Consider the following 15,295-nt stretch of genomic DNA (forward strand, 5'->3'; position numbering starts at 1 on the left):
GATGTGGTTAGGGCGTATGCGGTTAGGCCGAGGCGGGGATCTCCCCGGATTCCCTCGGCACGAGGCGGACCGGGACGGTGGTCCGGCGGAACGGGGCGCCCGGCTCGTCGAGCCGGTCGAACAGCAGGCGGGCGGCGCCGGCGCCCAGTGCGGCGGTGTCCTGCGCGATCACGGTGAGCGCGGGGCGCAGCAGGTCGGCCAGTTCGATGTCGTCGAACGCGATGCAGGCGACGCGGTCGCGTATCCCGAGCTCCTGCAGGGCGTGGACGGCGCCGATCGTGGCGAGGTTGTTGCCGCACACGAGGGCGGTCGGGGCCGGGTCGAGCCCGAAGACCTCCACGGCGGCGTCGTGGGCCTGGCGCGAGTCGCGCAGGCCGGTGCGGATGTAGCGCTTGTCGGCCGTCCCGTGCAGGGCCTCCATCGCGGACTTGAAGCCCGCGAGGCGCTGCGCGGCGGTGTACACCGACTGCCGGTCGCCGAGGAACGCGATCCGCTCGTGGCCGCGCGCGGCGAGGTGCCGCACGGCCTCGGCGGTGCCCCCGGCGTTCTCGGAGACGACCGTGTCGGCCTTGAACCGCTTCCCGGGCCGGTCCACGAACACGACCGGGACGCCGTGCGCCCGTTCGTAGTCCAGGTAGGACTGGTCGGCGCCGGAGGGGACGATGATGAGGCCGTCGACCAGGCGCGACCCGAACTCCTGCACGAGCGTGCGCTCCCTAGCGGGGTCGCCGTCGCTGGAGCCGACCAGGACCAGGTGCGAGCGCGCGGCGGCGAAGTCCTGGATGGCGCGGGTGACGCTGGAGGCGAAGGGGTTGGCGAGGTCCTCGACGATGAGCCCGATCGAGGCGGTGCGGCGGTCGCGGCGGCGGATGCTGGAGGCGATCTCGTTGCGCCGGTAGCCGAGCGACTCGACGGCCTTGAGGATGCGGTCCCTGGTCTCGGGGCGCACCCCCGGCTCGTCGTTGAGGACGCGCGAGACGGTCTTGATGCCCACCTCCGCGAGCAGGGCGACGTCCTTGATCGTCGGTGCCCTCCGGTCGGACGGGTCGTCCGTTCGCGCCATGTCGGTCCTTCGCGGTCGTCTGCGAGAATCGGTGACAACGTTGGCGACAACGTTGTCACCGGAGACCTGAAAGTAGCATGACTCACATTCGGAGTCAATCTCCGGTGCGGACCGCGAGAACCCAAGGAGGAAGCCAGTGTTGACCGTCGTCGGCGAAGCCCTGATGGACCTGGTGCGGGCCCCCGGCTCGGCGGCCCCGCCCGCCGAGCACCCGGGCGGCTCGCCCGCCAACGTCGCGCTCGGCACCGCGCGCCTGGGCCTGCCCACGACCCTGCTCACCCAGCTCGGCCCCGACCCGCGCGGCGCGGCCGTCCGCGGCCACCTGGAGGCCGCGGGCGTCGCCGTCCGGTCCCTGAGCGACGCGCCCACGAGCACCGCCACCGCCGTCCTCGACGAGCGCGGCGCGGCCCGCTACGAGTTCGACATCGACTGGGCCCCGACGCAGCCCCTCGCGCTCCCGCCGGGCACGACCTGCCTCCACACCGGCTCCCTCGCCACCGCCCTCGAACCGGGCGCGACCGCCGTCGAGGCCCTCCTCGCATCCGCCGACGCCGTCGTGAGCTTCGACCCGAACGTGCGCCCCTCCCTCATGGGCGCGCCCGACGCGGCCCGCGAGCGTATCGAGCGCCTCGTGGCCCTCGCCGACGTCGTCAAGGCCAGCGACGAGGACCTGGCCTGGCTCTACCCCGATTCGTCCCCTATGGACGTGGTGAAGCGGTGGCGCGGCCTCGGCCCGGCGATGGTCGTGGCGACCCTCGGCGGCGAGGGCGCCTTCGCGGTCACCGCCGCCGCCGAAGCCCGCTGCCCGGCCCGCCCGATCACCGTCGTCGACACGGTCGGCGCGGGGGACGCGTTCACCTCCGGGATGCTGTGGCGCCTCGACGCCCTCGGCCTCCTCGGCGACCGGGACGCACTGCGCCGCATGGGATCGGCGGAACTCGGGACCGTCCTGGACACCGCCGTGGCCGCCTCCGCGATCACCTGCACCCGCCGCGGGGCCGAGCCCCCGACCCGCGAACTGCTCGAATCGTGCACCTCTTGACGAACCGTCCACAATCAGTACGCTGTTCGCATGAGCAACCACTCACACCACCAGCGCGCAACCGCACCCCGCAAGCGCACCCTGCTCGCGGTGCTCCTCGCCGTGGCCGGCCTCGTCGCCCTCGCCCCCGCCGCGGCCTCCGCCGCCCCGGTCGCCGACCACTGCGTCGTCAACCTCGTCACCGATGAGACCACCTGTGCCGCAACGCAGTCGGCCGCCCTCGCCGCGGACGCCGCCGCCTCCGACGAGGTCGGCATCCAGTCGGTCACCCTCATTACCCTGTACGACCGCACCAACTACGACCCTGCGGGCGGCACCCGCTCCTTCGTCGGCGACGGCAGCTACACCTGCACCGCCGCCTACTCGCCCGTCGAGTTCAGCGTCGACTACCTCGACGCCGCCGGGTGGAGCAACCGCGCCAGCTCCGTCCACACCTACCGCTCCTGCGACATCAAGCTCTGGGACTCGGTCACCCTCTCCGGCGCCTCCTCCACCTGGATCGACAACCTCGCCAACCTCGACACCATCGGCTGGAGCAACCGCGCCGGCTCCTACCAGATCAGCTAACCGCCGAGCGGTGTCCGCTGCGAAGCGGACACCGTCACTCCCCGGGACGGCGGCGCAGGAGCGGGGGGTTGAGGAGGGTCGCGTCGCCGCGGCGGTAGAGACGGGCCGGGCGGCCCGCGCCGCCTTCGGTGGAGCCGCCGGTGGGGGAGACGAAGCCGGGGGTCGAGGTGGCCTTGCGGTGGAAGTTGCGGGGGTCGAGGGACTCGCCCCAGACCGCCTCGTAGACCTGCCGCAGCGCCGCGATCGTGAACTCCGGCGGGCAGAACGCCGCCGCCAGGGGCGTGTACTCCAGTTTGGACCGCGCCCGCTCGACGCCGTCGGCCAGGATGCGGTCGTGGTCGAACGCCAAGCCCAGCTTCCCGACCGGCCGCCACTCGGCCTCCGCCGCATCGGTGCCCGCCGTCGGCACCGGCAGGTCCGGCAGCAGCGCCAGGTACGCCACGGTCACCACCCGGCCGCGCGGATCGCGATCGGGCGCACCGTAACTCGCGAGCTGCTCCAGATGCCCGCCCGCGCCCGCCAGGCCCGTCTCCTCCGCCAGCTCCCGCCGCGCGGCGGTCGGCAGGTCCTCGTCTTCGAGCACGAACCCGCCGGGCAGCGCCCACGCGCCGAGGTGCGGCTCGATCCCGCGCCGCACCAGCAGCACGTGCAGACCGCCCTCCCTGACCGTGAGCACCACCAGATCGACCGTGACCGCGAACACCGGATACGTCATTCTCACCACCTTGACGATAACCTAGCACGTGGATTATCGTCATGATGACGAGAAAAGGAGGCCTACCCCATGGCCGATGTCACCAACCGCCTGTTCCTGCGCCACCTGCGCGGCACCCCCACCGTCTGGGTCCGCTTCCAGAAGCGCGGCCGCGACGTCAAGGAGGGCACCGGCCAGTCGTTCTGGTACCGGCCCCTCACCGCCGTCCTCTCCGAAGTCCCCGTGGACGACCGCGAACTGCCCCTGATGTTCCACGCCCGCACCGCCGACTTCGCCGACGTCACCGTCCAGGCCACCGTCACCTACCGCGTCGCCGACCCCGCGCTGGCCGCCGCCCGCCTCGACTTCTCGGTGGACCCCTACGGCGGCCAGGCCCGCGCCCGCCCCCTCGACCAGGTCGCCACGCTCCTCACCGAGCTCGCCCAGCAGCCCGCCCTCGACCTCCTCGCCCGCGTGCCCCTCGCCGACGCGCTCACCGTCGCCATCACCGAGGTCCGCGAGGCCGTGGCCGCCGCGCTCGCGGACGACCCGCGGCTCGGGGACGTCGGCGTCGCGGTCGTCAGCGCCCGCGTCGTGGCGATCCGGCCCGAACCGGAGATGGAGCGCTCGCTCCAGACCCCCACCCGCGAAGCGGTGCAGCAGGACGCGGACAAGGCCACGTACGCCCGCCGCGCCCTCGCCGTCGAGCAGGAGCGCGCCATCGCCGAGAACGAGCTCCAGAACAAGATCGAGCTGGCCCGCCGCGAGCAGCAGCTCGTGGAGCAGAAGGGCGCCAACGACAGGCGCCGGGCCGAGCTCACCGCCGCCGCCGAACTCGCCGCGGCCCAAGGCGAGGCGGAGAAGGCCCGCACCCTCGCCACCGCCCAGGCCGACCGGGTCCGCGAGGTCGGCGCCGCCGAGGCCGACGCCGAGGCCGCCCGCATGGCGATCTACCGCGACCTGCCCACCGGCGTCCTCCACGCCCTCGCCATGCGCGACCTCGCCGGGCAGCTCCCCGCGATCGGCCAGCTCACCGTCACCCCCGACCTGCTCACCGGCGCCATCGCCCGCCTCGCGGACGGCCAGCGGTGAGCGCCACGCTCGCGCCGCGCGTGGTCGTCGTCAGCCGCCGCAGCGAACTCGACGAGCTGCTGGCCCGCCACGGCACCCGCGCCGCCGCCGACCACTTCCTGCGCCAGCGCGGGCGCGACCTCCAGGAGGCCACCGCCCGCCACGAGGCCCTCGAAGCGGCGCTCACCGCGGTGGACGCCTCGGTCCCGGCCGACTGGCGCCGGGGCCGCGTCGACCGGGACGACCTGCCGCGCTTCCTGTTCGCGCCCGAGGACATCGTGGTCGCGGTCGGCCAGGACGGCCTCGTCGCGAACGTCGCGAAGTACCTGTCCGGTCAGCCGGTGATCGGCGTGGACCCCGAGCCGGGCCGCAACCGCGGCGTCCTGGTGTGCTTCCGGGCCGCGTCGGTCGCCAAGGCGCTCAAGGCGGTCGCGGCCGGGACCGCGGCGGACCGGAGCCTCACCATGGTCGCCGCGCGCCTGGACGACGGCCAGGAGCTGGCCGGGCTCAACGAGGTCTACGCCGGGCACGCCGCCCACCAGTCCGCGCGCTACCGCCTCGTGGACGCGGCCGGCCGCGGCGAGCGCCAGTCCTCCTCCGGCGTCCTCGTCGGGACCGGCACGGGCGCCACCGGCTGGACCGCGTCCGTCGCGGCCGACCGCGACCGGCGCGAGGTCCTGCCCGGCCCGGAGGCCCCGTCGCTGTCGTGGTTCGTGCGGGAGGCGTGGCCCTCGCCCGCCACCGGGACCGCCCTCACCGCGGGCGTCCTCGGCACGGGGGAGGAGCTGCGGCTCGTGTGCGAGAGCGAGCGACTCGTGGTCTTCGCCGACGGCGTCGAGTCCGACCACCTCACGGCGACCTGGGGCCAGCAGATCACCATCGGCCTGGCCGACCGCCGCCTGCGCCTGGTCGTGCCCGGATAGCGACCAGCCGGTCGCGTCCCGTTACGGCCCATCGAATCCGGGCGCTACCGTATGCCGATGAATCGATATGAAGGCAGCGTCGCCGTCATCACCGGCGGGGCGAAGGGGATCGGGGCGGCCTGCGCGGCACGGCTCGCGGCCGAGGGCGCGACGGTGTACGCCGCCGACGTGGACGAGGAGGCGGGGGAGCGGCTCGCCCGCGAGAGCGGCGGGCCCATCCGCTTCCACCGCGCCGACGCCTCCTCCGCGGCCGACTGGGCCGCGCTGCACGACAAGGTGATCGGCGCCCACGGCCGCCTCGACGTGCTGGTCTCGAACGCCTTCGCGAGTGTCAACGGCGCGCCCCACGAGCTGTCCGAACCGGACTGGGACCTGACCCACGACGTCACCCTCAAGGCCGCCTACCTCGGCGTCAAGACCTTCATCGGGCCGCTGCGCGAGGCCCGCGGGGCGGTCGTGGCGGTCTCCTCGGTCCACGCCCACCGCTCGCTCCCCGGCTACACCGCCTACGCCGCCGCGAAAGGCGGGCTCAACGCCCTCGTCAGGCAGCTCGCCGTCGAGTACGCCCCGCACGTCCGCTTCAACTCGGTCTCGCCCGGCCCGATCCGCACCACCCACTGGGCCGACACCTCCGAAGCGGACATCGTCCTCGCCGGGGACGCCACCCTCGTCGGGCGCGTGGGCCGCGCCGACGAGGTCGCCACCGCCGTCGCCTACCTCGCCTCCGCCGAGGCCAGCTACATCACCGGCGCGGTCCTCCCCGTCGACGGCGGCTGGCTCGCCCTCAAGCACGCCCTCTGACGCGTGCATGGAAGTTATCTCGGCACCGAGGCTTCCAGCCTCACCGGCGGGCCGGTGTCGATTCACGCGTTGACATCGATAAGTTAGTTAGTTAACCTGACTATTTATGACGGCCATCCCTCCGGCCCGTCGCTGATCGAGAGGACCTTGATGAAGATCGCCGTGGTCGGTGGCGGATCCACCTACACCCCCGAGCTCGCCGAAGGCTTCGGCGCCAGTGCCGCCGCGCTCGGCATCGACGAAGTGGTGCTGGTCGATCCGGCCGTGGACAAGCTGAAGGTCATCGGCCCGCTGGTGCGGCGCATCATGCGCCGGCACGGCTCCGGGGCCCGCGTCGAGTGGACCGCGGACCTCGACCGCGGCGTCGAGGGGGCCGCGCTCGTGCTGCTCCAGCTGCGCGTCGGCGGCCAGCGGGCGCGGATCGCCGACGAGGCGTTCCCGCTCGAATGCGGCTGCGTCGGCCAGGAGACCACCGGCGCGGGCGGCCTCGCGAAGGCCCTGCGCACCATCCCGGTCGCCCTGCGGATCGCCGACCGCGTGCGCGAGCTCGCCGCCCCCGACGCGTGGATCGTCGACTTCACCAACCCGGTCGGCATGGTCACCCGGGCGCTCCTGGACGCGGGCCACCGCGCGATCGGCCTGTGCAACGTCGCGATCGGCTTCCAGCGCCGCTTCGCCGCGCTCCTGGGCCGCGCCCCCGGGGAGGTCGTGCTCGACCACGTCGGCCTCAACCACCTGACGTGGGAGACCGGCGTCCGCGTGGACGGCCGCGACGTGCTCCCCGACCTCCTCGCGGCGCACCGCGAGACCGTCGCCGAGGAGGTGGACCTGCCCGCCGCGGTCTTCGCCGACGGCCGCGTGCCCTCCTACTACCTGCGCTACTTCTACGCCCACGACCAGGAGGTCGCGCACCTGCGCACCGCGCCCTCGCGCGGCCAGGAGGTCGCCCGCATCGAGGCCGAGCTGTGGAGGATCTACGAGGACGACACCCTCGACCGCAAGCCCGACCTGCTCTCGCGGCGCGGCGGCGCCTACTACTCCGAGGCCGCCGTGGCCCTCATGCGCTCGCTGCTCGCCCAGGACGGCGCCGTCCACGCCGTGAACGTCCGCAACCGCGGGTTCCTGCCGTACCTGCCCGACGAGGCCGTGATCGAGGTGTCGGCCCGCGTCGGCGCGGCGATCACTCCCGTGGACGCGGCCCCCCTCGGGGCCCGGCAGCGCGGCCTCGTCTCGGCCGTCTCGGCCTACGAGGAACTGGGCGTGCAGGCCGCGGTCCACGGCGGCGAGCGCCGCGTCTACGAGGCGCTGCTCGCGCACCCCCTCGTCGGCCAGCACGACCTCGCGGAGGGGCTGACCGCCCGCCTCATCGCCAGCGGGCGGGACCACCTCCCTTGGGCCTGAACGCACCCCGCGCCTTCATCGCGGTGGACGGCGGGAACTCCAAGACCGACGCGGTCGCGGCGACCGCCGACGGCCGCGTCCACGCCTACGTGCGCACCGGCACCTCCTCGCCGCACCGGCTCGGCTACCGCGAGGCGGTCGACCTGCTGGGCAAGCTCATCGACGCCGTCCGGGCCGAGGCCCGCTGGGGGAGCGAGACGCCGCTTGCGCGGGTCGACGCACTCCTTGCGGGCGTTGACCTCCCGGTGGAGGTCGAGCGGCTCAACGCCGACGCGCGCTCGCGCGGTTGGGCCGAGGCCACGGTGATCGACAACGACGTGTTCGCGCTGCTGCGGGCCGGGACCGGCGACCGGAACGCCGTCGCCGTGATCTGCGGGGCGGGCATGAACAGCGTGGGCCGCAACGCCTCCGGCGAGTGGTCGCGGTTCCCGGCGCTCGGTCCGACCACCGGGGACTGGGGCGGGGGCGAGGACCTCGGCGACGCCGTGCTCTTCCACGCCGCCCGCGGCGAGGACGGCCGCGGCCCCGCCACGGCCCTGTGCGCCCAGGTCCGCGAGCACTTCGGCACGGTCACCGTGGAGGACGCCGCGGTCGGCCTGCACCTGGGGCACTTCTCGCGGGACCTGGTCCACGGGCTGGTGCCGCGCCTGTTCGCGGCCGCCGACGCCGGGGACGCCCAAGCGGAGTCCATCGTGGAACGCCAGGCCGCCGAGATCGCGGCGATGGTCCGCGTCTCGGTCCGCAGGCTCGGGCTCGGCGGGGCCCCGTTCACGATCGTGGGCGGCGGCGGCGTCCTCGGGGCCGCTCCCGAAGCGCTGCAACGGCATCTGGTCCCGCTGTTGGAGGCTGAGTTCCCGCTCGCGGCCTACACCGGGCTCGGCCGCCCGCCCGTGCTCGGCGCGGCGTGGACCGCGCTCGACGCGGTCACCGGGGAGGTCGACTCCGCGGCCCACCGCAGGCTCGCGGCCGAGATCGCCGCGGTGAAGCCGCTGCGCGTCCTCTACTGACCGTCCGGGAGGGCCGCGTCGAGCACGCGGCCCTTCAGGTCGGCGTAGGCCAGGTCGAGGACCCCGATCGCGACGGCGTCGCCGTACACCGCCGAGGGCAGGACGCGCTCGGCCAGCGCCGCGTTGGACCGCCGCACGGCCTCCACGAAGGTCTCGCCGCCCGCTCTGGCGATCTCGCCGCCGAGGACCAGGCTCGGCGGGTCGAACAGGCACGTGAGCAGGTGCAGCGCGCCCGCGACGCGCGCGGCGTAGGCGTCCATGAACGCCTGCGCCCCCTGCTTGACGGCCGCGGTCATGACGGCGACGGCCTCGGCGCCCGCGACGCCGTGCTCCGCGCCGAGGGCGAGGACGGCGGGCGCGCCGATCCAGTCCTGGTAGGTCGGGTCGTCGGGCCCGGTCCGGTCGGGGAACACCGGCACGTACCCGAGCTCGCCCGCCGCGCCGCGGGCGCCCACGACGAGGCCGTGGGCCAGGTCGATGCCGGTGCCGATGCCCTCGCGGCCGAGCCACAGCAGGACCAGGCCGCCGGAGACGGCGGGGTTGCGGCGCTCGGCGACGGTGGCGGCGTTGACGTCGTTGTGGATCGTCACCGGGCAGTCCATGAAGGACTCCAGTGAGGCGCCGAGCCGCACGTCCGGAGCGCCGGGGATGTCGGCGTACCCGATGGTGTCGGTGACGGCGTCGTAGGCGCCGGGGACGGCGAGGTGGACGACGGCGATGCGCTCCATGGGGATGCCGGCGTCGTCGGCGGTGTGGCGCAGCATGTGCTGCACGGCGGTGTCGAGGGGGACCGCGGAGAAGTCGAAGCGGCGGGTCGAGGAGGCCCGTTCGCGCCCTTTGAGGTCGCGGACCGCGACGGTGACGCCGTCGGGCTCGTGGAGGGTCACGGCCGCGGCGAACGCGTGGTCGGCGTTCACGGAGTACACCTCGGCCCGGGGCCCGACCTGCTTGGCGGTGGTGCGCCCCTGCGTGACCGCGAGCCCGGACTCCGCGAGCCGCAGCATCACCTGCGAGGCGGTGGGCTTGGCGAGGCCGGTGAGCTTGCGCAGCTCCACGCGGGTGAGCGTGTCGTTCTCCAGCAGGTGGTAGAGCGCGGCGCGCTCGTTGATGGTGCGCAGCAGGTGGGAGGAGCCGGAGGGGACGGGCGGGTCCGTGTTCGTTCGCATGGGCGTCCTTCTTCGCTGGTGGGCCGGGCCGCGGGAGTTTTCTTCGCGTCGATGTTGACCCCGGGGCCCGCTGAGTATACTATCGGCGCTTATAAGTTAGTAATCTTATCTAACTATTAAGCTCCGCGAACCCCCAGACTCCTCACCGCACCCCGAGCAAGGGACACCACCATGACGCACCGCCCCGGCCGCCCGAGCCGCCGCACCGTCCTCCAGACCTCCGCCGCCCTGAGCGCGGCCGCGGCCCTGGCCGCCTGCACCGGGACCGGCGGCTCCGACGCCCGCGCCACCACCCTCTACACCGCCGGGCTCCAGGACGGCGCACCCACCAACTTCAACCCCCTCGGCTGGACCGCCTCGTGGCCCGTCGGCAACTACGCCGTCCACCTCTACGAGACGCTCTTCAACTTCAACCTCCTCACCGGCGAGTCCGAGCCGCTCCTGGCCTCCGGCATCGAGTGGGCCGACGGCGTCGGCACCGTCACCCTCCACGAAGGCACCGCCTGGCACGACGGCACACCGCTCACCAGCGCCGACGTCGTCGCCACCTTCGGCCTCGCCGACCGCAACGAGGGCATCGCCTACGGCGACGTGTGGACCTACGTCGACGCGATCGACGCCCCCGACGACCGCACCGTCGTGTTCACCCTCAACGCCGAACGCCCCCAACGGCTCCGGCTCATGGACCTGCTCTGCTTCACGTACATCCTCCCGGCCCACGTGTGGGCCGAGGTCCCCGACGCCGATCTCACCGAGCACCCCAACACCGAGCCCGTCGGCTCCGGCCCCTACACCCTGGCGTCCTACTCCCACCAGGACGTCACCCTCGCCCTCCACCCCGACTACTGGGGCGGCGAGGTCCACGGCAAGCCCGTCCCGCAGAAGGTCGTCCACGCCATCTACGAAGGCAACGACGCCGCGAACCTCTCGTTCCAGAACGGCGACATCGACCTCTCCGCCTACTTCCTGCCCCGCGTCAACGAGCTCTGGGAGGACCGCGGCCTGCCCGTCAAGACCTGGCAGCCAGACGCCCCCTACCACCTGCCCGGCTCCATCCCGATGCTCATCATCAACACCACGACCGGCCCCCTCGCCGACGCCCGCGTGCGCCGCGCGCTCGCCCACGCCATCGACTACGCCAAGATCGCCGAGTCCGCCATGGCCGGGATGAGCGACCCCGCCCAGGCCAGCGTCATCCTCCCCGAAGGCGCCGAGAGCGTCCACTTCAACGCCGAGGCCGCCGCCGCGGGCTGGTCCTACGACCCCGCCGAGACCGCCCGCATCCTCGAAGAAGAAGTGGGCGCGGCCAAGGGCGACGACGGGATCTACGTCCTCCCCGACGGCGCCCGCCTCGGCCCGTTCAAGGCCGCCACCCCGCAGGGCTGGACCGACTGGAACGCCGCCCTCGACATCGTCGCCACCACCGCCACCGCCGCCGGGATCGACGTCGCCACCGAGTTCAGCGACTTCACCGAGGTCAACGACAACCTCGGCAACGGCGCGTTCGACATGGTCCTGTGGTACGTCTCCGACGTCGCCCCCTCCAGCCCCTGGTCGCGCATCAGGGACCTCATCGACGACCGCGAGGTCCCGCCCGTCGGCGAGATGGCCTTCTGGAACTTCGGGCGCTTCCACCACGACGCCGTCCCCGCCCTCCTCGACGAGGCCGCCACCGCCGCCGACGCCGCGGGCGCCACCGCCGCCTACACCCAGCTCGACGACATCATCCGCGCCGAGGCCCCCGCCATCCCGCTCATGTACCGCCCCTTGGAGTTCTACCAGTTCAGCGAGAAGAACTGGACCGGCTTCCCCACCAAGGACGACCCGTACTGCGCGCCCATGCAGGGCATGACCGGCATCCAGATCCTCTCCCAGATCAAGCCCGCCGAGTCCTAGGACATGACCCTCCTCCGCCACATCGGGACCAAGCTGGGCTGGTACGCCGCGGCCTTCGCCGCGGCGCTGGCGCTCAACTTCTTCCTGCCGCGCCTGCTCCCCGGCAACCCCGTCGACACGCTCATCGGCCAGGCCCTGCGCGGCCACGCCTCCTCCGACACCAAGCAGCGCGTCTACGAGACCTACATCGCCGAGTTCGGCCTCGACCAGAGCCTGTGGACCCAGTTCCTCACCTACATCGGGAAGACCCTGCAAGGGGACTTCGGGACCTCCTTCAGCCGCTACCCGGCCGACGTCGCCTCCATGGTCGCCGACGCGCTGCCGTGGACCATCGCGCTCCAGCTCCCCGCCGTCCTCCTCGGCTGGCTCATCGGCAACCTCGTCGGCGCCGTCGCGGCCTACCGGCGCGGCGGCTTCGACAAGAGCGTCTACCTCTCCAGCCTGTTCCTCACCGCCGCGCCCTACTACTGCCTCGCGGTGCTGCTGCTCTACGGCCTCGCCGTGGCGCTCCCGCTGTTCCCCACCGGCGGCGGCTGGTCCTTCGGCCTCCGGCCCGAGTGGTCCGGCCCGTTCGCCGTGGACGCGGTCTCGCACTGGTTCCTGCCGTTCCTGTCCCTCCTGCTGGTGTTCATCGGAGGGCAGGCCATCGGGATGCGCTCCATGGCCGTGTACGAAGTGGACGCCGACTACGTGCGGTTCGCCGAGAGCTTCGGCCTCGCCGACCGCAAGATCATCGGCTACATCTTCCGCAACGGGATGCTCCCGCAGATCACCGGCCTCGCGCTCGCCATCGGCACCCTCGTCGGCGGCGCGCTCCTCACCGAGATCGTGTTCTCCTACCCGGGCATCGGGACGCTCCTGTACGAGGCGATCCTCAACAAGGACTACCCCGTCATCCAGGCCGTGACCCTCCTCGTCCTCATCGTCGTGCTCGTCGCGAACTTCCTCGTGGACGTCCTCTACGGCCTCATCGACCCGCGCATCCGCGCCGCTGAAAGGGGCGAACGGTGAAGGCGCTCAAGACACTCCCGCCGCGCTTCCACGCCGCCGCCGCGGTGTTCCTCCTCATCGCCGCGGCCGGGGTCCTCGGGCCCCTCGCCGCCTCCGCCGGGCCCGGGGACCTCCTCGGCCCCTCGTTCCAGCCGCCCGGCGCGGACTTCCTCCTCGGCACCGACCACCTCGGCCGGTCCGTGGGAATCCAGCTCGTCCACGGCATCCGCACGTCCCTCTACATCGGCCTCCTCGCGGGGGTCGCCGGAACCGTCCTCGGCGTCCTCATCGGCACCCTCGCGGGCTACCGCGGCGGCCTCGTCGACGAGATCCTCATGGGGCTCACCAACATCATGATCACCGTCCCGGCGATCATCGTGCTCCTGCTGCTCTCCATCAGCCTCGACACCCGCTCGGTCACCGTCATGGGCGTCTGCATCGGCGCGGTCTCCTGGCCCTGGACCGCCCGCGCCGTCCGCTCCCAGATCGCCAGCCTCAGACAGCGCGAGCACGTCGACATCGCCCGCCTCTCCGGCTCGCGCACCTGGCGGATCATCGCCGTCGAACTCCTGCCGTACATGATGTCCTACATCGTCATGGCCTTCGTCATCCAGCTCTACGGCGCGATCCTCGCCGAAGCGGCCCTGAGCCTCCTCGGCCTCGGCCCCGCCGGCACCGCCTCCCTCGGCGTCATGCTCCACTGGGCCATCGCCTGGGAGTCCATCCGCGGCGGCCAGTGGTGGGTCTTCCTCACCCCCACCGTGTTCATCACCGCGATCACCTTCTCCCTCCTGCTCGTCCAGTCGAGCCTCGACACGGTCTTCAACCCGCGCCTGCGGGACCGAAAGGCGGTCCGATGACCCTCGCCAGCCTCACCGGCCTGACCGCCCACTACGCCGCCGGGGACGCCGAGTTCCACGCCCTCGACGACGTCGGCCTCGACGTGCGGTCGGGCCAGATCCTCGGCGTCGTCGGCGAATCCGGGTGCGGCAAGTCCACGATGGCCTCCGTGCTCTCCCTCAACCCCGGCCCGTCCCTGCGCGTCACCTCCGGGACCCTCGCCATCGGCGGGAACGACGTGGACCTCACCGACCCCGCCTCCCACAGGCCCCTGCGCGGCGGCACCGTCGCCCTCCTCCCGCAGGGCGCCCTCAACGCCCTCAACCCGACCCGCCGCGTCGGCGCCATGGCCCACGACATCCTCGCCGCGGGGGACAGGCGCATCAAGCGGTCGGAGTCCCTGCGGCGCACCGCCGCCCGCCTCGAAGCCCTCGAACTCCCGCCCCGCGTGCTGCGCGCCTACCCCCACCAGCTCTCCGGCGGGATGCGCCAGCGCGTCGTCACCGCGCTGGCGACGCTGCGGAACCCGCGGCTGCTGGTCGCCGACGAGCCGTCGTCGGCGCTCGACGTGTCCTCGCAGCGGCTCCTGGTGGACCTGCTGCGCCGCCTGGTCGCCGACGGCCTCGTGGAGGGCATCGTGTTCATCACCCACGACGTGGCGCTCCTGTCGGAGCTGGCCGACCGGATCGCGGTCATGTACGCGGGCCGCGTGGTCGAGGAGGCCCCCGCGCGGGACCTCGTCGCGTCCCCGCGCCACCCCTACTCGCAGGCGCTGCTCGCGTCGGTGCTGGTGCCCGAGGCCGGGACGCGGGGCCGGCGCCTCGCGGGCATCCCCGGCTCCCCGCCGGACCTGCGGGCCCCGATCGCGGGGTGCCCGTTCGCGCCCCGCTGCGAGCACGCGATGGACAAGTGCGCAGTGGAGCGGCCGCCGCGGCTCGTCCACGTTTCCCCCGGCACCGGCTCGCGCGACGACTCCTGCTGGCGCACCGCCGAAACTGAGGAGGCCGCCCATGTCGGCTGAAGATCGTCAACCTGACGAACTGCTGCGCACCGAGGGCCTCGCGAAGGTCTTCGGCCGCGGCAAGGACGAGGTGCGGGCCGTGGACGGCGTGGACCTCGCGCTCGCCCGCGGCGAGGTCACGGCCCTGGTGGGCCAGAGCGGTTCGGGGAAGAGCACGCTCGGGCGGCTGCTGCTGCGGCTCATGGACCCGAGCGCGGGCCGCGTGGTCTTCGACGGCCGGGACGTGACGGCCGTGCGCGGCGCCGAGCGCCGCGACTACTGGCGCGAGGTGCAGGCGGTGTTCCAGGACCCGTTCGCGGCCTTCCACCAGTACCGGCGCGTGGAGGCGACGCTCGCGACCGCGTTGCAGCTCATGCCTTCCGGGACGGACGGGCGCGCCCTCATGGAGGCGTCGCTCGCCTCGGTGGGCCTCGACGCGGCCGAGACCCTCGCGAAGCGCCCGCACGAGCTGTCGGGCGGGCAGCGCCAGCGCGTCATGCTGGCGCGGGCGCTCATGCTGCGCCCGCGGCTGCTCATCGCCGACGAGGCGACGTCCATGCTGGACGCCTCGGTGCGCGTCACGGTCCTCAACCTCCTCGCCGACCTGCGGGACGAGCGGGGGATGACCGTGCTGTTCGTGACCCACGACCTGGGGCAGGCGTACTACCTGGCGGACCGGATCGCGGTGATGCACCGCGGCCGTATCGTGGAGTCGGGTCCGGCCGAGCGGATCGTGGCCGAGCCCGAGCACCCGTACACGCGGTCGCTCCTGGCGGACGTGCCGAAGCTCCACCGGACGGCGTGAGCCGGGCCCTCCCGAAGGAGCCCACCCGA

General features: G+C 73.3%; 15 protein-coding genes. 12 read left to right on the forward strand and 3 right to left on the reverse strand.

What is annotated here, in order from left to right; translation table 11 throughout:
* Window positions 1–22: 22 nt before the first annotated feature.
* The gene (locus ACFFXY_RS12065; protein ID WP_382350283.1) at window positions 23–1,063 is read right to left on the reverse strand and encodes a LacI family DNA-binding transcriptional regulator; all 1,041 of its coding nucleotides are present in this window, start codon (window positions 1,061–1,063) and stop codon (window positions 23–25) included.
* Between the two features lie 136 nt (window positions 1,064–1,199).
* Between ACFFXY_RS12065 and ACFFXY_RS12070 the strand changes: the two genes are divergently transcribed.
* The gene (locus tag ACFFXY_RS12070; protein WP_382350286.1) at window positions 1,200–2,105 is read left to right on the forward strand and encodes a carbohydrate kinase family protein; all 906 of its coding nucleotides are present in this window, start codon (window positions 1,200–1,202) and stop codon (window positions 2,103–2,105) included.
* Window positions 2,106–2,135: 30 nt separating this feature from the next.
* Complete coding sequence (locus tag ACFFXY_RS12075; protein WP_382350288.1) at window positions 2,136–2,672, forward strand: hypothetical protein; 537 nt, start codon at window positions 2,136–2,138, stop codon at window positions 2,670–2,672.
* 34 nt (window positions 2,673–2,706) lie between these two features.
* On the opposite strand, the gene ACFFXY_RS12080 is transcribed toward ACFFXY_RS12075, so the two are convergent.
* Window positions 2,707–3,387: an NUDIX hydrolase gene (locus ACFFXY_RS12080; RefSeq protein WP_382350291.1), complete on the reverse strand. Its 681-nt coding sequence runs from the start codon at window positions 3,385–3,387 to the stop codon at window positions 2,707–2,709.
* A 69-nt stretch (window positions 3,388–3,456) separates the two neighbouring features.
* On the opposite strand from ACFFXY_RS12080, the gene ACFFXY_RS12085 reads away from it, so the two are divergent.
* The 5 genes from ACFFXY_RS12085 (at window position 3,457) to ACFFXY_RS12105 (ending at window position 8,569) form a co-directional block, all read left to right on the forward strand.
* A complete protein-coding gene (locus tag ACFFXY_RS12085) occupies window positions 3,457–4,458 on the forward strand; it encodes an SPFH domain-containing protein (RefSeq protein ID WP_382350294.1) in 1,002 nt (333 codons plus the stop codon).
* Window positions 4,455–5,360, forward strand: a complete 906-nt coding sequence (locus ACFFXY_RS12090; RefSeq protein ID WP_382350297.1) for a hypothetical protein — start codon at window positions 4,455–4,457, stop codon at window positions 5,358–5,360. The genes ACFFXY_RS12085 and ACFFXY_RS12090 overlap by 4 nt, the downstream gene beginning before the upstream one ends.
* A 57-nt stretch (window positions 5,361–5,417) precedes the next feature.
* Window positions 5,418–6,161, forward strand: coding sequence for an SDR family NAD(P)-dependent oxidoreductase (locus tag ACFFXY_RS12095; RefSeq protein WP_382350300.1), 744 nt, complete (start codon window positions 5,418–5,420; stop codon window positions 6,159–6,161).
* A gap of 150 nt (window positions 6,162–6,311) precedes the next feature.
* Window positions 6,312–7,562 carry a family 4 glycosyl hydrolase gene (locus ACFFXY_RS12100; protein WP_382350303.1) on the forward strand — a complete coding sequence of 417 codons (1,251 nt, stop codon included), beginning with the start codon at window positions 6,312–6,314 and terminating at the stop codon, window positions 7,560–7,562.
* The gene (locus ACFFXY_RS12105) at window positions 7,553–8,569 is read left to right on the forward strand and encodes an N-acetylglucosamine kinase (protein WP_382350306.1); all 1,017 of its coding nucleotides are present in this window, start codon (window positions 7,553–7,555) and stop codon (window positions 8,567–8,569) included. The genes ACFFXY_RS12100 and ACFFXY_RS12105 overlap by 10 nt, the downstream gene beginning before the upstream one ends.
* Here ACFFXY_RS12105 and ACFFXY_RS12110 read toward each other — a convergent pair.
* Window positions 8,563–9,735, reverse strand: coding sequence for an ROK family transcriptional regulator (locus ACFFXY_RS12110; protein WP_382350309.1), 1,173 nt, complete (start codon window positions 9,733–9,735; stop codon window positions 8,563–8,565). The two genes, ACFFXY_RS12105 and ACFFXY_RS12110, sit on opposite strands and share 7 nt — an antisense overlap.
* 171 nt (window positions 9,736–9,906) lie before the next feature.
* Between ACFFXY_RS12110 and ACFFXY_RS12115 the strand changes: the two genes are divergently transcribed.
* From ACFFXY_RS12115 to ACFFXY_RS12135, 5 genes are read left to right on the forward strand one after another with little or no spacing between them, the layout of a single operon-like run.
* Window positions 9,907–11,631: an ABC transporter substrate-binding protein gene (locus tag ACFFXY_RS12115; protein ID WP_382350312.1), complete on the forward strand. Its 1,725-nt coding sequence runs from the start codon at window positions 9,907–9,909 to the stop codon at window positions 11,629–11,631.
* Between the two features lie 3 nt (window positions 11,632–11,634).
* Window positions 11,635–12,642: an ABC transporter permease gene (locus tag ACFFXY_RS12120; protein WP_382350315.1), complete on the forward strand. Its 1,008-nt coding sequence runs from the start codon at window positions 11,635–11,637 to the stop codon at window positions 12,640–12,642.
* Window positions 12,639–13,481 carry an ABC transporter permease gene (locus tag ACFFXY_RS12125; RefSeq protein ID WP_382350318.1) on the forward strand — a complete coding sequence of 281 codons (843 nt, stop codon included), beginning with the start codon at window positions 12,639–12,641 and terminating at the stop codon, window positions 13,479–13,481. The genes ACFFXY_RS12120 and ACFFXY_RS12125 overlap by 4 nt, the downstream gene beginning before the upstream one ends.
* Window positions 13,478–14,482, forward strand: coding sequence for an ABC transporter ATP-binding protein (locus ACFFXY_RS12130; RefSeq protein ID WP_382350321.1), 1,005 nt, complete (start codon window positions 13,478–13,480; stop codon window positions 14,480–14,482). Before ACFFXY_RS12125 ends, ACFFXY_RS12130 begins: the two co-directional genes overlap by 4 nt.
* Window positions 14,472–15,266 carry an ABC transporter ATP-binding protein gene (locus ACFFXY_RS12135; protein ID WP_382350324.1) on the forward strand — a complete coding sequence of 265 codons (795 nt, stop codon included), beginning with the start codon at window positions 14,472–14,474 and terminating at the stop codon, window positions 15,264–15,266. The genes ACFFXY_RS12130 and ACFFXY_RS12135 overlap by 11 nt, the downstream gene beginning before the upstream one ends.
* The last annotated feature ends 29 nt before the right edge of the window (window positions 15,267–15,295 follow it).

Origin of the sequence: Glycomyces mayteni (genome assembly GCF_042428885.1) — a bacterium.
Lineage (GTDB): Bacteria > Actinomycetota > Actinomycetes > Mycobacteriales > Micromonosporaceae > Glycomyces > Glycomyces mayteni.

Coding starts and splice junctions, on each gene's coding strand:
- ACFFXY_RS12065 (WP_382350283.1), bottom strand. CDS start 1,063: ATGGCGCGAACGGACGACCCGTCCGACCGGAGGGCACCGACGATCAAG.
- ACFFXY_RS12075 (WP_382350288.1), top strand. CDS start 2,136: ATGAGCAACCACTCACACCACCAGCGCGCAACCGCACCCCGCAAGCGC.
- ACFFXY_RS12080 (WP_382350291.1), bottom strand. CDS start 3,387: ATGACGTATCCGGTGTTCGCGGTCACGGTCGATCTGGTGGTGCTCACG.
- ACFFXY_RS12085 (WP_382350294.1), top strand. CDS start 3,457: ATGGCCGATGTCACCAACCGCCTGTTCCTGCGCCACCTGCGCGGCACC.
- ACFFXY_RS12095 (WP_382350300.1), top strand. CDS start 5,418: ATGAATCGATATGAAGGCAGCGTCGCCGTCATCACCGGCGGGGCGAAG.
- ACFFXY_RS12100 (WP_382350303.1), top strand. CDS start 6,312: ATGAAGATCGCCGTGGTCGGTGGCGGATCCACCTACACCCCCGAGCTC.
- ACFFXY_RS12110 (WP_382350309.1), bottom strand. CDS start 9,735: ATGCGAACGAACACGGACCCGCCCGTCCCCTCCGGCTCCTCCCACCTG.
- ACFFXY_RS12115 (WP_382350312.1), top strand. CDS start 9,907: ATGACGCACCGCCCCGGCCGCCCGAGCCGCCGCACCGTCCTCCAGACC.
- ACFFXY_RS12120 (WP_382350315.1), top strand. CDS start 11,635: ATGACCCTCCTCCGCCACATCGGGACCAAGCTGGGCTGGTACGCCGCG.
- ACFFXY_RS12130 (WP_382350321.1), top strand. CDS start 13,478: ATGACCCTCGCCAGCCTCACCGGCCTGACCGCCCACTACGCCGCCGGG.
- ACFFXY_RS12135 (WP_382350324.1), top strand. CDS start 14,472: ATGTCGGCTGAAGATCGTCAACCTGACGAACTGCTGCGCACCGAGGGC.